The 14,701-nt window shown below is 72.5% G+C and carries 11 protein-coding genes; 3 read left to right on the top strand and 8 right to left on the bottom strand.

All coding sequences use genetic code 11. The features are described 5' to 3' along the window. Positions 1–59: 59 nt before the first annotated feature. The 6 genes from fbaA to ACH4S8_RS32135 form a co-directional block, all read right to left on the bottom strand. A complete protein-coding gene (gene fbaA, locus ACH4S8_RS32160; protein ID WP_398400332.1) occupies positions 60–1,082 on the bottom strand; it encodes a class II fructose-bisphosphate aldolase in 1,023 nt (340 codons plus the stop codon). 186 nt (positions 1,083–1,268) lie between these two features. Further along, positions 1,269–1,817, bottom strand: coding sequence for an orotate phosphoribosyltransferase (gene pyrE / locus ACH4S8_RS32155; protein ID WP_398400330.1), 549 nt, complete (start codon positions 1,815–1,817; stop codon positions 1,269–1,271). 10 nt (positions 1,818–1,827) lie between these two features. Next, entirely contained in the window at positions 1,828–2,622 is a 795-nt protein-coding gene (locus ACH4S8_RS32150) for an aldose 1-epimerase (RefSeq protein WP_398400328.1), read from the bottom strand. Positions 2,623–2,678: 56 nt separating this feature from the next. Continuing rightward, positions 2,679–3,980: a hypothetical protein gene (locus ACH4S8_RS32145; RefSeq protein WP_398400325.1), complete on the bottom strand. Its 1,302-nt coding sequence runs from the start codon at positions 3,978–3,980 to the stop codon at positions 2,679–2,681. 67 nt (positions 3,981–4,047) lie between these two features. Then, a complete protein-coding gene (locus tag ACH4S8_RS32140) occupies positions 4,048–5,751 on the bottom strand; it encodes a polyamine aminopropyltransferase (protein ID WP_398400323.1) in 1,704 nt (567 codons plus the stop codon). A 205-nt stretch (positions 5,752–5,956) separates the two neighbouring features. Next, positions 5,957–6,487, bottom strand: a complete 531-nt coding sequence (locus ACH4S8_RS32135) for a DUF2617 family protein (RefSeq protein ID WP_398400321.1) — start codon at positions 6,485–6,487, stop codon at positions 5,957–5,959. A gap of 1,114 nt (positions 6,488–7,601) precedes the next feature. On the opposite strand from ACH4S8_RS32135, the gene ACH4S8_RS32130 reads away from it, so the two are divergent. Together ACH4S8_RS32130 and ACH4S8_RS32125 are read left to right on the top strand one after the other, a co-directional pair. Further along, positions 7,602–8,813, top strand: coding sequence for a pyridoxal phosphate-dependent aminotransferase (locus tag ACH4S8_RS32130; protein WP_398400319.1), 1,212 nt, complete (start codon positions 7,602–7,604; stop codon positions 8,811–8,813). A gap of 568 nt (positions 8,814–9,381) precedes the next feature. Next, positions 9,382–10,581 (top strand): hypothetical protein, encoded by a 1,200-nt coding sequence (locus tag ACH4S8_RS32125; protein WP_398400317.1) that lies wholly within the window; start codon positions 9,382–9,384, stop codon positions 10,579–10,581. A gap of 51 nt (positions 10,582–10,632) precedes the next feature. Here the strand turns inward: ACH4S8_RS32125 and ACH4S8_RS32120 are convergent, their stop codons facing one another. Together ACH4S8_RS32120 and clpB are read right to left on the bottom strand one after the other, a co-directional pair. Continuing rightward, positions 10,633–11,169: a YbjN domain-containing protein gene (locus tag ACH4S8_RS32120; protein ID WP_398400315.1), complete on the bottom strand. Its 537-nt coding sequence runs from the start codon at positions 11,167–11,169 to the stop codon at positions 10,633–10,635. Positions 11,170–11,515: 346 nt separating this feature from the next. Further along, on the bottom strand, positions 11,516–14,128 hold the full coding sequence (clpB, locus tag ACH4S8_RS32115) for an ATP-dependent chaperone ClpB (protein ID WP_398400312.1): 2,613 nt from the start codon (positions 14,126–14,128) through the stop codon (positions 11,516–11,518). Positions 14,129–14,258: 130 nt separating this feature from the next. Between clpB and ACH4S8_RS32110 the strand changes: the two genes are divergently transcribed. Then, positions 14,259–14,672 carry a pyridoxamine 5'-phosphate oxidase family protein gene (locus tag ACH4S8_RS32110; RefSeq protein WP_398400310.1) on the top strand — a complete coding sequence of 138 codons (414 nt, stop codon included), beginning with the start codon at positions 14,259–14,261 and terminating at the stop codon, positions 14,670–14,672. The last annotated feature ends 29 nt before the right edge of the window (positions 14,673–14,701 follow it).

Raw genomic sequence — 14,701 nt, 5'->3', positions numbered from 1 at the left:
CTTCCGTACGACGTGCGGCCACCGGACAGTCGTACGACTACCGGGCGGTCACCAGGCGGCTACTTGAGGCGGGTGCCCGTGGAGCGCAGGGCGGCGCAGGCCTCGGTCACGCGCTGGGCCATGCCGGCCTCGGCGAGCTTGCCCCAGGTGCGCGGGTCGTACTTCGACTTCGTGCCGACCTCGCCGTCGACCTTCAGGACACCGTCGTAGTTGCGGAACATGTGGTCCACGACCGGCCGGGTGAAGGCGTACTGGGTGTCGGTGTCGAGGTTCATCTTCACGACGCCGTTCTCCAGCGCGGTGGCGATCTCCTCGGCGGTGGAGCCGGAGCCGCCGTGGAAGACGAAGTCGAACGGGCTCGCCTTGCCGTACTTGGCGGCGACGCCCTCCTGCAGGTCCTTGAGCAGCTCGGGGCGCAGGACGACGTTGCCCGGCTTGTACACGCCGTGCACGTTGCCGAACGACGCGGCGAGCAGGTAGCGGCCCTTGTCGCCCAGGCCCAGGGCCTCGGCGGTGCGCAGCGCGTCCTCGACGGTCGTGTACAGCTCGTCGTTGATCTCGTGGCTGACGCCGTCCTCCTCGCCGCCGGTCGGGGTGATCTCGACCTCGAGGATGATCTTCGCGGCGACGGCCTTGGCGAGCAGCTCCTGGCCGATGGCCAGGTTGTCGGCGAGGGTCTCGGCGGAGCCGTCCCACATGTGGGACTGGAACAGCGGGTTCTCGCCCTTGGCGACGCGCGCGGCGGAGACGTCGAGCAGCGGACGCACGTAGCCGTCCAGCTTGTCCTTGGGGCAGTGGTCCGTGTGCAGCGCGACCGTGATGTCGTACTTCGCGGCGACGATGTGCGCGAACTCGGCGAGGGCGACGGCGCCCGTCACCATGTCCTTGTTGTGCTGACCGCCCAGGAACTCCGCACCACCGGTGGAGATCTGGATGATGCCGTCGCTCTCGGCCTCCGCGAAGCCGCGCAGCGCAGCGTGCAGGGTCTGGGACGAGGTCACGTTGATGGCCGGGTAGGCGAACTTGCCTGCCTTCGCCCGGTCGAGCATCTCGTTGTAGACCTCGGGGGTTGCGATGGGCATCTGTCCGCTCCTTGTATGTGCGGGTCTGCGTACTGCTGCTGCGGTACGACGGGACTGGTGCTTATGGCCCTGACCTAGGGGGGCGACGTCATCGTCGGCCCCATCTTTCCAGACGTCGCCGGATACGGCGGACACCCCGTCCGACATGCGGGACCGGGCGTTCGGCCCGGTCCCGCGGGAGCGTCGTCAGTCGAGCCCCAACTCGCCCTTGGAGTAGGCGAAGAGGTACGGAACACCGGCTCCGGCCTCGATCTTCTCGGCGGCACCGGTGGCGCGGTCGACGATCGTGGCGACCCCGACGACCTCGGCCCCGGCCTCCCGGACGGCCTGGACGGCCTCCAGCGGGGAGCCGCCCGTGGTCGAGGTGTCCTCGACCACGAGGACACGCCGGCCCTTGATCTCGGGACCCTCGACCCGGCGCTGCAGGCCGTGCGCCTTGGCGGCCTTGCGGACGACGAACGCGTCCAGCCTGCGCCCCTTCGCCGCGGCGGCGTGCAGCATCGCCCCGGCGACCGGGTCGGCGCCCATGGTCAGCCCGCCGACCGCGTCGAAGTCCAGGTCGGCGGTGAGGTCGAGGAGGACCTGCCCGACGAGCGGGGCGGCCTCGCCGTCCAGCGTGATCCGGCGCAGGTCCACGTAGTAGTCGGCCTCAAGACCCGAGGAGAGGGTCACCTTGCCGTGCACCACGGCCTTGTCCTTGATCTGCTGCAGCAGCTCGCCGCGTACGTCACTCATGGACGCCAGCTTAGAGGCGCCGCCAGCTCCAGGTCGTGGTGGCTTCGAGGGGCTCGATGGGTGTGACCAGCCGGGGGTGGGTGTTGAGCCCGTTCGGCGGACCGGTCTGCGGCTCCACGCACACGGCCGCCTCCTGCTCGTCGTAGACGACGACCCACTGCTCACGGCTCGCGACCTTCAGCTCCAGCCGCCCGGGCCAGGTGAGGGTGACGTCGACCCCCTCCGGCATGCCGAAGCAGTCGTCCCAGGGGCCGGGCACGGGGTCGATCCGTCGGCCGGTGGGCAGGTGGTCGTCACCCCGCTCCTCCTGCCAGGCGGGCCGGAAGTCGACCCGGACGTCCTCGCCGCCGTCCCCCAGGTTCCGGTTGAACCAGGGATGCCAGCCGATCTGCGCCGGGAACGACTCCCCGTACGTCTCCACCGACATGGTGACCGTCAGGCCGTCCCCGGTGAGGGCGAAGGCCTGGGTGACGCGGGCGGGGTGCGGCCAGGGCTCGACCAGGTCGTACGTGATCACGGCCTCGTCCGCGCCGACGCGGGCCCTCTTCCAGGCACCGTCGCGGGCGGTGCCGTGGATGGCGTGCGGCGGGGAGTTGAGCGGCATCTGCCGGACGGCGGCGCCGTCGAGGAACCTGCCGTCGCGGATCCGCCCGCACCACGGGACCATCGGGAAGCACCCGAACCTGTCGCCCTGCCGCAGCAGTTCGACGCCACCCACCCGCAGACTGCCGATCCGTCCGCCGTTCCCCGGCGACACGGTCGCCTCCGCGTCACGCGCGGTCAGCGTGATGTCTTCGTTACTCACGGAGTCGACCCTACTGGGGTGGGGGCGCCGTACGGTTTCCCGCCCTCGTCACCGCCTCAACGGCGCTTGCGCAGCGCCCGGGTCAGGGCGATGGCCGAGGCCAGCGCCAGGGCCGCCGCGGGGGCCGCCCAGCGGAGGGTGGCGCGGGCGGCGGTGGCCTCCGGGGGCGGGACGGGGGCGTAGCGACCGCGCGGAGGGGCGTGGTCGACCTCCTCCGCGCTGCGCCCGATCATCGTCCGCCGCGCGTGCGCCGCCTCGGCCATCGCGTCCGCCCGCCCCGGCTCCGCGGCCCGTGCCACGAAGTCCTCCCCGTCGAACTCGTCGTCACCGCCCAGCGGATCGGGGGAGGGGGGCACCACGTCGGACTCGAATCCGGGGGGTGCGTCGGGGTCGGGGGCGGGTTCCGCGTCGGCAGCGGGTTCGACGTCGGCTTCGACACCGGCGTCGGCGTCGGCGTCGGCTTCGACACCGGCTTCGGCGTCGGCGTCGGCTTCAGGGGCGAGGTCGGGTTCGGAATCGGGTTCGGGTTCGAGCCCGGCTGCCGGTTCCCGTCCCGGTACGGCCTGGTCCCGGGCCTGGGGATCGGCCTCGGCCTCGGCCTCGGTCTCGGTCTCGGGGCCGGCGTCGGCGTGGGAGGCGGACCCGGGTTCGCCGCCGGACTCCGGTTCGGGCGTCGTGGGCGCGGCGCCCGGCCCGAAGCCGGCCTCGGGCTCGGTGACCGGCCCAGGCGCGGAGCCGGAACCGCCCGGGGACGCGACCGCGGAACCGGTCCCGTTCGAGGGCGCGGCCGTGGGGCCCGTCGCGGACCCGGAGCCGGCCCGCGACGCGAGGTCCGTGGTCAGGGTTTCACCGAAACGGGTCAGCAGGCGCTGCCCCGCGGAGGACACCGCGTCGTGCGGGAGTTCCGCCACGCGGCCGTCGCCTGAGGCCGTGCCGCCGAAGGAGAGGGTCGTACCGCCGTCGGCGGGCAGGAGCCGCAGGGTCAGCGCGAGTTTCACGGCGCCCCCGCCGCGCACCTCCGTGGCGTCACCCTCGACGGCGTACGAACCGTCGCCCTGTGCGGTGACACGGAACGCGCCGCGATAGGTGATCGTGTGACCGGCGACGCGGACCTTGAGCCGCCCGGCGACCCGCGCGGCCCCGGCACCCGGACCGAGCCCGGCGCCGGAGGACCCGCCCACGGTGTCCCGCCCGGTCCCGGAGACGGGCGGCGAGCCCCCGGCCGTCTCCGCCGCGCCGCCGGCGACGGCCGACGCGTCCTGCTGGAGACCCGGGATCGCGCGGGCGACCCGGACGGGATCGGCCAGCGCCTCTCTCAGCCGCCCGGCCGGAAACGGAACGAACACCTCGTGCTCCATGTCAGCCGAGCCTACCCAGCACGACCCGGACCGCACCCGCGTATCACGGGATTCCCGGCCTCGTCCCTCAGCCGGTGTACCGCGGATGCACCAGCGTGGAGGGCGGGAGCGGACGGTGGAAGCGGCTGCGGAGGGCGGCGCGCGCGTCCGCCGTCAGGGCCGCCTGGGTGAGGGTGCGCGGCCGCGGGCCGGACGGGTTCAGCCGCAGGGGTACGGGTGTGCGGGAGGCGAGGATGAAACCCCAGCCGCCCGCGGGCCCCGCGCCTCCGGTGGCACCCGCTCCTCCGGCGGACCTCGCCGCGCCCGCAGACCCCGGGGCGGCCCCGGCGCGACGACCGGGCCGGACCGCGCCGCCGACGTCCCGGCCGCCGACGCGGTAGGGCCGGGTGAACAGGCCCGCCGCGCGGATCGTCGCGTCGGCCGTCCAGAAGTCCTGGCGCCGGTCGGGCGACGGGCCCACGTGGACCACGAGACGCCCGCCGGGGGCGAGCACGCGGCGGGCGAGGCCGTAGAACTCCTGCGAGTACAGCTTCGTGGCGGCGGTGACGCACGGGTCGGGCAGGTCCGAGATGACGACGTCGTACGTCGACCGGACCTCGCGCAGCCGGCCGAAGGCGTCCGCCGTCACCTCGTGGACCCGGGGATCGTCGTACACGTGCTGGTTGAGGGCGGACAGCGCGGCGTCGCGCCGGGCCAGCAGCACCACGTCCGCGTCGGGTTCGACGATGTCGACGCGGCGCACGCCGGGGTGACGCAGCACCTCGCGGGCGGCGAGTCCGTCACCGCCGCCGAGGACGAGCACGCGGGCGTGCGGACCGTTCATCGCGGGGTGGACGAGCGCCTCGTGATAGCGGCGCTCGTCACGACCGCTGAACCGCAGGCGGCCGTCGAGGAAGAGGCGGAGCGGACGGCCGTGGGTGCCGCCGCTGAGGACGGCCTCCTGGACGCCGGTGCGGAGTGCGACGCGCGCGCCCGCCCCGTACAGGGCGTGCCGTGCGGCCCGTTCGAAGTCGTCGACCAGCAGCGCGGCCGAGGCGAGGAGGCCGAGCACGAGGACGTTGACGACGAGCAGGGTCCAGCGCGCGCGGCGGGTCAGGTCGCCCCGGAACAGGCCGAGGACGAGGGCGCCGCCCGCGATCACGTTCACCGTCCCGGTCAGCAGCGCGCCCGTGAGCTGGCCGAGCTGGGGCAGCAGCAGGAACGGGAAGGCGAGGCCGCCGAAGAGCGCTCCCACGTAGTCCGCCGCGAACAGGTCCGCGACCGCGCCGCCGGGGTCCTGGCGGCGGATGCGCTGTATCAGCTCCATGAGCAGCGGGACTTCGGCGCCGATGAGCAGGCCGATGGTGAGCGAGAAGACCACCAGGAGGCAGCGTGGCCCGTACGCCCACGGGCCGCCCCATCCGCCCGTCCAGGCGAACGCCGCGTACAGCGCCATCGCGCTGCATCCGCCGGCCAGGGCGAGCGCCGCCTCGACGGCGCCGAATCCGGCCGCGGCGCGCGGGCGCAGCCGCTTCGCCGCGAGCGAGCCGATGCCCATGGCGAAGACCATGACGGAGAGCACGACGGATGCCTGGGTGACCGAGTCTCCGATCAAGTACGAGGCGAGGGCGACGAGTTCGAGCTCGTACACGAGTCCGCAGGCCGCGCAGACGAACACTCCCGCGAGGACGAGGAACCTGCCGACGCCCGGCCGGACGGGCAGCCGCGCCTGGCCCTGGACGCCCCAGGGCGGCGGCGCGCCGGGTGGGGCTGGCGCGTGCGGTTCGATCACGTCGTGAACGCTACGTCACGCCACCACTACGTCTCGTCACCCACACGTGTGGAAAGCGTTGCTCTTCCCGGCGTACGGAGTTGACCTGGGCATTTTCCCGGCCCACAGCACGCGAACCCCGCGCCCGCGGCCGGTCCGCCCCACCCCCGCGCCCGCGCCCGGCGCCGTACGTCCGGCGTGTCCGCCCGGCCCGCGGGCTCCGCCGTCAGACGCCGGACGCGCTGAGGGCCTTTGTCCGTACGCCGACTCGCGTGCGCGTCGCGACCAACTGACCGTCCTGCGGGTACGCGTGCCACGTACGCCAGTGGACCTGGCCCTCATGACGCTGGGCGAGCATCGCCGTGAACGCGTGCGGACTGCCGGGGAAGACACCGGCGAGACCCTGGGGGTGGTCGGAGACGAGAGCCAGCAACTCCTGGGCGCGGCCCGCGAAGGAGCCGGGGGACAGGATCTCGACGCGGGCCGCGAACTCGTACTCCCAGTCGTCGAACCTCTTCGCGACGCCGAGCGGCAGCGGAGTGCTGCTGCCGGCGATGCACGCGACGGTCTCCGAACAACTGCCCCGCTCCTCCTCCAGGAGGACTTGGTGGGACGCGCCGAGCAGTCTCAACTGGAGTTTCGCCCCGGCGAGTTCGAGATCGAGGGTGGCAAGGGCCGGCAGCGGTTCGCGGCCCAGGGCCCAGGCGAGATCGGCCGCGCGCGTGTCGGTGTACGAGGTGTTCAGGGTCGTGAGCATGGGTCGGCTCCGCTAGCACGCAAAGGTGAGGTGGGGTTCCTGCGCACCCGGTCAACACCGGGGGAACGGCCAGGCCAGCCCGGCTGGAAGGACATCCGTCGGACGCGTCCGACAGGACCGTCCGACGGCCTTCCGAGGCCTGTCGGCCCAGGGCTGCTTGGTGATGTACCAGGGCCGCTTTGGTGGTTTAGAGGGAATCATGAACTGTGCTGACGCCACAGCGTTTTTACCCAACTTCGTGGGGTTTCCATCCCCCCGAGGGCTTCACAGCTCAACTGTTCAACCACGACGTGCGTCCGGCGCACGGACGTGCCCGTCGGCCGTGACTGCCGACGGGCACGTCCGTGCGCAGAACGCGTTTCGCGGGCAACCGCGTCCGTACGTCCGGATGCGCGACCCGCGGGTGACGGCCCCTGCGCCGGACGGGCCCGCCGCGGGAAGTTCGGCCGTCCCGCGCGAGCCCGGCCGCCCCGCCTCAACTGCCTCCGCCGCACCCGCCTCCGCCGCACGAGGACCCGCCCCCGCACGAGGAGCCTCCGCACGAGGAGTGCCCCCCGCACGACGAGTGCCCCCCGCAGGAGTGACCCCCGTGACCTCCGTGACCTCCGTGGTGCCCGCCGGACGAGGCGCCGCCCGCACCGCCGGCCCACCAGCTGCTGTCGCTCCCGGCACCGCTGCCGCCGGTGCGCCGCCGCCGCTTCCCGGACCTGCCGACGGCCTTCAGCACCACAACCAGCACAACGACCCCCAGGATGATGCCGAAAATCATGGCGTCACCCTCCTTCCGTTCCCCCGGAAGCGGCCCCCCGTGGGCCGTGCTTCTCGATTCCGGTCCTGCGTGACAGGGGGATGCCCGGCCCCTCCACGACGCAAAGCAGAGTTGAGGAACTCCTGAGCATGTAAATGCGCCGTCCCGGCGCTGCCCGATCCCGTTCAGTCGGCGGATCACGGCACCGTACGCCTGCTGTCCCCGGCCCGGCTCATCCACCGCTTCGGCACCGGCCGTCCGACGGCCGACAACGGCACCGCCCCTGTTCGGAGGCGGCGCACACCGCACTTGCGCGGGTGTCCGTCGGCGAAGGCGAGTTGAAGAGCTCCGGAGCTTGGGCGCAGGATGGCCGGCATGACCTCCAGCGTGCGCCCCTTTCTGAACCGTCGGCTCGCCGAGTTCGGGACGACGATCTTCGCCGAGATGTCCGCCCTCGCGATGAGTACTGGCTCGATCAACCTCGGCCAGGGCTTCCCGGACACGGACGGCCCCGAGGAGATCCGGGAGGCGGCCGTCCGCGCGCTGCGGGACGGCCGCGGCAACCAGTACCCGCCGGGTCCGGGCGTCCCCGAACTGCGCACCGCGATCGCCGAACATCAAAAGCGCCGATACGGCCTGTCGTACGACCCCGACACCGAGGTCCTGGTCACGGCGGGCGCGACCGAGGCCATCGCCGCCGCGCTGCTCGCGCTCCTGGAGCCCGGCGACGAGGTGATCGCCCTGGAGCCGTACTACGACTCGTACGCGGCCTCGATCGCCATGGCGGGCGGGACGCGCGTCCCCGTGACGCTGCGCCCCGACGAGACCGACGACGGGGACGGCCACCGGCGCTTCCGGCTCGACCTCGACGAGCTGCGCGACGCGGTCACCGAGCGGACCCGGCTGCTGCTGGTCAACACCCCGCACAATCCGACCGGCACCGTCCTCACGCGCGCGGAGCTGACGGAGATCGCGCGGATCGCCGTCGAGCGGGATCTGCTCGTGGTGACGGACGAGGTCTACGAACACCTCGTCTTCGACGACGCCGAGCACGTACCGCTGGCGACCCTGCCGGGGATGCGCGAGCGGACGGTCACGATCGGCAGCGCGGGCAAGACGTTCTCGTTCACCGGCTGGAAGGTGGGCTGGGTGACGTCCACGCCGGAACTGGTCACGGCAGTGCGGTCGGCGAAGCAGTTCCTGACGTACGTGGCGTCGGGGCCCTTCCAGTACGCCGTCGCCGAGGCGCTCGCGCTGCCGGACGCGTACTTCGAGGACTTCCGCGCGGACATGCTGCGCAAGCGGGACGTGCTGGCGGCGGGCCTCGCCGAGGCGGGCTTCGCGGTCTTCCGGCCGCGGGGCACGTACTTCATCACCACCGACATCCGTCCGCTCGGCGAGAGCGACGGCTTCGCCTTCTGCCGCGCCCTGCCCGAACGCGCCGGCGTGGTGGCCATCCCCAACGCGGTCTTCTACGACCACCGCGAGGAGGGCGCGCCTTTCGTCAGGTTCGCGTTCTGCAAGAGGGACGAGGTGCTGCACGAGGCCGCCGGGCGGCTGCGCCGGCTGTCCTCCTGAACTTTTGCCGGCCCGGGGGGCCTGGGCCGGCAAAAGACGCCCCGCGCCTCGGCGGAAGGCCCCGGCCAAGTCCACGACGGCGGTGAGGGCGAGCAGGACGGGGCCGAGCGGGAAGCCCCGGTCGCGGCGGGAGACGGCTCCGGTGGGCCGAAGTTCCGGGCGGTCGCGGAGCGCGGCGGGTCCGGGGAGCGGATGCCGTACGCCCGTGGTGCCCTCCACCAGGTCGCGCCGGTATCGGCGCCGGAGTCTCTGACACGCGAGGATCATGCGGTACCGGCCACCCCCGGGAACGGCAACGTCCCGGCCCCGGAAGTGCCCGAAGGCAACAGCTCAGGAAGGGGCCGCGGAAGACATCGGCGGCATTCCGGAGGCTCCGGAGGAACACCTCCGACGGTTCGTTCGGAACGGCTCCGGAGGAAGTGTCCGGGGGCTGCCGGGGAGCGGGTCGGACCGACCGTTAGCACCGCCCGCACCCCGCACCCGGGCGGCGCGCCGGAGGCCCCGCAACGGAACCCGCGCGGACGAGCAAAGCTCGCGAATGCCCCGTGGGGAACGCACAGTTCGGGGTGTGACCCACCCGAGTACCCTCACTCGCCCCGCTCTCCCGGAGCCCGGTTCCCGTGCCGCACGCCCCTCCCGTGCCGCACGCAGCCTGCCGGGCGCCGCGATCACGGCGCTCGGGCTGTTCGCCGCCGTGCGCCTGGCCGGCCTCCTCGTGCTCGCCGGGACCGCGTGGGCCACCGGCAGACATCCGGTCGCCCTGCTCGCGCGGTCCTGGGACTCGTCCTGGTATCTGGGGATCGCCGCACACGGCTACGGCAGGACGCTCCACTTCCACCCCACGGTCGTCCACAGCGACCTCGCGTTCTTCCCGCTCTACCCGGCCCTCGTCCGGGCCGTCACCACGCTGACACCGCTGACCGGGGGCTCGGCGGGCCTGCTGGTCTCCTGGGCCGCCGCGGCCGTCGCGGCGTGCGGGGTGTACGCGATCGGGGCCCGGCTGCACGGCCGGGCGGTCGGTACGGCGCTGGTGGTGCTGTGGGGCCTGCTGCCGCACTCGATCGTGCTGTCGATGGCGTACACCGAGCCCGTGCTGACCGCGTTCGCCGCCTGGTCGCTGTACGCGGTGCTCGACGGGCGCTGGCTGTGGGCCGGCTCGCTGGCCGCGCTCGCCGGGCTGTCCAGGCCGAACGGCTTCGCGGTGGCCGCGGCGGTCCTCGTGGCGGCGGCGCACGAGATCTGGCGCAGCCGCGGAAAAGTTACCCACAGGGTGTGGACGGGCGCGGCGCTCGCGCCGGCCGGCTGGGCCGGCTATGTGCTGTGGGTGGGACACCGCGAGGGCCACCTGCTCGGCGGCTACTTCCAGGTGCAGCGGCTGTGGGGCTCGCGCTTCGACCTCGGCGAGGGGGCGCTCCGTTTCGTCAAGCACCTGCTGCTGCGCGGGGACCGGTTCGTGTTCCCCATGACGATGGTGATCGTCGCCGCGGCCGTGCTGCTGTACGCGCTGCTGATCGCGGACCGGGCGCCCCTGCCGCTGCTGGTCCACAGCGGCGTCCTGCTGCTGATCGCGCTGGGCGGCTCCGGGTTCTTCGAGTCCAAGCCGCGCTTCCTGCTCCCGGCGTTCCCGCTGCTGCTGCCGCTGGCCCGCGCGCTGGTGCGAACGGCGAGAGCCCGGCCCTGGCACGCGACCCTGGTGGTCGGCGCCCTGGCCGGGCTCTCGTTCGCCTACGGCGCGTATCTGGTCGTGATCGCGCACACCCCGCTCTAGGACCTGTCCCGGGAGCCGGTGCGCGCGGAAGGCGCCGCCGCGACGACGGGCCTACTCTTCCTCGTCGTCGTCCTCGGGCTTGTCCGTCTCGTTGATCTCCTGCTCCAGACCGAGCTGCTCGACGAGCCACTTGTCGAACTCGATGGCGGCGCGCACCCAGCTGACCGTGGAGGACACGAAGTGCTCCAGGCTGACGCCGGTGCCGATCAGCATCTGCGCCTCGCCGATCAGGCGGACGGTGCCGTCGTCGTGGGTGTGGCTGTAGACCTTGGGCCACAGCGTGCGGCGGTTCCAGTCGTCGATCGACTCGAGGAGCGCGGGCTTCTCCTCGAGCTGGTGCGGCCGGTCGTAGAACGTCCGCACCGAGAAGACCTGCTGGTCAGCCTCGCCACGGAACATGAAGTACGTACGGAACTCCTCCCACGGCGCCGCGAGGTCACCCTCGTCGTCGACGACGTACTTCAGCTCCATCTGCTCCAGGAGCTGCTTCACGAGGTCCTGATCCGGGACCACGGGGCCGGCGGGGCCGCCGGACTGCGGCTCGGGCTGGCCCCCGAAATTCGGAATCGAGGACGGGTCGATGCTCACCGTGTATTTCCCTTCGTACGGATACCGCCATCCTCTCTCATGCGGGGCGGGGAGTGGCAACCTCTGGCGGGCCCTGTCCGCCGGGGGCTGACAAGATCCGGTCACGTACGGGCATCGGACCGGCAAAGGGGAGGGCCCGCGGCGGGTGCGCCGCGGGCCCTCCCCTGCGGGTTCCGGCACCGGACCCCACCTGCGGTTTCCGGTGCCGGACTCCCCTGCCGGACCTCCTCTGCGGGTTCCGGCGCCGGACTTCCGCCAGGCTTCCGGTGCCGGGCCTCCGCCGGCTCGCCGGCGCCTGGTCACTGCCGGTCTCCGGTGCCGGGCCTCCGCCGGTCCCCCGTGCCGGTTACAGCTTCTTGTCCGTGGCCGGTCCCACGATCAGGCCGTCGCCGAAGACGTCCACGCGGACCGTGTCGCCGTCCTTGACCTCGCCCGCCAGGATCTCCTTGGCCAGCCGGTCGCCGATGGCCGTCTGGACGAGGCGCCGCAGCGGGCGCGCTCCGTACGCCGGATCGTTGCCCTCCTCGGCGAGCCAGGCCAGTGCCGCGTCGGTGACCTCCAGGGTGAGCCGGCGCTGGGCGAGCCGGCGGGCCAGGGAGTCGATCTGGAGCCTCGCGATGCGCTCCAGCTCCTGCTGGTCGAGCGCGGAGAAGACCACGAGGTCGTCCAGCCGGTTCAGGAACTCCGGCTTGAAGGAGGCGCGGACCACCTCCAGGACCTGCCGCCTGCGCTCCTCGTCGGAGGCCGACGGATCGGCGAGGCTCTGCCCGCTCAGGAACTGGCTGCCCAGGTTCGAGGTGAGGATCAGGATGGTGTTGCGGAAGTCGACCGTCCGCCCCTGACCGTCCGTCAGCCGCCCGTCGTCCAGCACCTGGAGCAGGATGTCGAAGACCTCGGGGTGCGCCTTCTCCACCTCGTCCAGCAGGATCACGCTGTACGGGCGACGGCGCACGGCCTCGGTGAGCTGGCCGCCCTCCTCGTAGCCGATGTACCCGGGGGGCGCGCCGACCAGCCGGGCCACGCTGTGCTTCTCGCCGTACTCCGACATGTCGATGCGGACCATCGCCCGCTCGTCGTCGAAGAGGAAGTCGGCCAGGGCCTTGGCGAGTTCGGTCTTGCCGACGCCCGTCGGGCCGAGGAAGAGGAACGAGCCGGTGGGCCGGTCCGGGTCGGCGATCCCGGCACGGGTGCGGCGCACGGCGTCGGACACCGCCCCCACGGCCTCGCTCTGGCCGATCAGGCGGCGGCCCAACTCGGCCTCCATGCGCAGCAGTTTCTGGGTCTCGCCCTCCAGGAGGCGGCCGGCCGGGATGCCGGTCCAGGAGCCGACGACGTCCGCGATGTCGTCCGGTCCTACCTCCTCCTTGACCATGGTGTCCTTGCCGGCCTCCTCCTCGGCCTCCGAGGCTTCCTCCAAGTCCCGCTCCAGGGTGGGGATCTCGCCGTAGAGCAGCTTGGAGGCGGTGTCGAAGTCGCCGTCGCGCTGGGCGCGTTCGGCCTGGCCGCGCAGTTCGTCGAGCTTCTCCTTCAGCTCGCCGACGCGGTTGAGGGACTGCTTCTCCTTCTCCCAGCGGGCGGTGAGACCGCGCAGCTCCTCCTCCTTGTCGGCGAGGTCGCGGCGCAGCTTGTCCAGGCGCTCCCTGCTGGCGGCGTCCGTCTCCTTGCCGATCGCCAGCTCCTCCATCTTCAGCCGGTCGACGACCCGCTGGAGCTCGTCGATCTCGACCGGGGAGGAGTCGATCTCCATCCGCAGCCGTGAGGCCGCCTCGTCGACGAGGTCGATGGCCTTGTCGGGGAGGAAGCGGGAGGTGATGTAGCGGTCGGACAGGGTCGCTGCGGCCACCAGCGCCGAGTCGGCGATCTGGACCTTGTGGTGGGCCTCGTAGCGGCCCTTGAGACCGCGCAGGATGGCGATGGTGTCCTCGACGGTCGGCTCGGCGACCAGCACCTGCTGGAAGCGCCGCTCCAGCGCCGGGTCCTTCTCGATCCGCTCGCGGTACTCGTCGAGGGTGGTGGCGCCGACCATGCGCAGCTCGCCGCGGGCGAGCATGGGCTTGAGCATGTTGCCCGCGTCCATGGCGGAGTCGCCGCCCGCTCCGGCGCCCACGACGGTGTGCAGCTCGTCGATGAAGGTGATGATCTGCCCGTCGGAGTCCTTGATCTCCGCGAGCACGGTCTTCAGCCGCTCCTCGAACTCGCCCCGGTACTTCGCGCCGGCGACCATCGCGCCCAGGTCGAGCGAGACGAGCCGCTTGTTCCTGAGGGACTCGGGTACGTCGCCCTTCACGATCCGCTGGGCGAGTCCCTCGACGACGGCGGTCTTGCCGACGCCGGGCTCGCCGATGAGGACGGGGTTGTTCTTCGTGCGGCGGGACAGGACCTGCACGACCCGGCGGATCTCGTGGTCCCGGCCGATGACGGGGTCGAGCCTGCCCTCACGCGCCGCGGCGGTGAAGTCCGTGCCGAACTTTTCGAGCGCCTTGTACTGGCCCTCGGGATCCGCGGTCGTCACCCGGCGCCCTCCCCTGGTCTTCTGGAACGCGTCCAGCAGCTTCTTCGCACTGGCGCCCTGCCGGGAGAGTACGTCGGCGATCGCCCCGCCCTTCGCGGCGACCCCGATGAGGAGGTGCTCGGTGGAGATGAACTCGTCGCCGAGTTCCTTGGCGCGCTCGGCGGCGTCGGCGATGACGGCGAGCGCCTCACGGTTGGGCTGCGGGGGCGCGACGGTGGAACCGGTCACGCTGGGCAGGGCGGCGAGCACCCGCTCGGTCTCGGCGCGGACCGAGGCCTGGTCGGCGTCCACGGCCGCCAGCAGATCGATGAGGTTCTCGTTGTCCTGCCCCTCCAGCAGAGCGAGCAGCAGGTGGGCGGGGGTGAGGTCCGGGTGACCCTCCCGCACGGCCCGGTTGCTGGCCGCGTTGATCGCGTCCCGGCTCCTGTTGGTCAGCTCGGCGTCCACGTTCGCGTTCTCCTCCTCCTGGTGTCCTGACCGTTCCCTGACTCATCCAGCGTACACAAAGTTGAGTCTATTCCGCTCAAGGCTGGAAGGACGGGAAAAGGGAGGCCCACCAGGCGTAGATTCAGGCCTCATGGCTTCCCATCCGGTGGACCCGAGGCAGCCCGACGCCGCCTACCTGAGCTTCTGGCGCGAGCGCCACCTGTGCACGCTGACCACCCTCCGGCCCGACGGCAGTCCCCATGTCGTGCCGGTCGGAGTTACATACGACCCCGAGGCCGGTCTCGCTCGGGTGATCACGAACAAGTCCAGCAGGAAGGTGGCCCACGTGCTGGCGGCCGGGCCTGACGGGGCGCGCGTGGCGGTCTGCCAGGTGGACGGCGCGCGCTGGGCGACGCTGGAGGGGCGGGCCCGGGTCCGCACGGAACCGGAGCGCGTCGCGGAGGCGGTACGGCGCTACGCGGAACGCTACGAACGCACGCCCGCGCCGAACCCGTCCCGCGTGGCGATCGAGATCGAGCTCACGGCGGCGATGGGACGCGGATGAGACCGCGAGCGGGCATCCGGCGGCCGGTT

The organism is Streptomyces sp. NPDC021080 (assembly GCF_044333225.1).
Lineage (GTDB): Bacteria > Actinomycetota > Actinomycetes > Streptomycetales > Streptomycetaceae > Streptomyces.
This window is presented reverse-complemented; position numbering and strand designations above follow the sequence as displayed.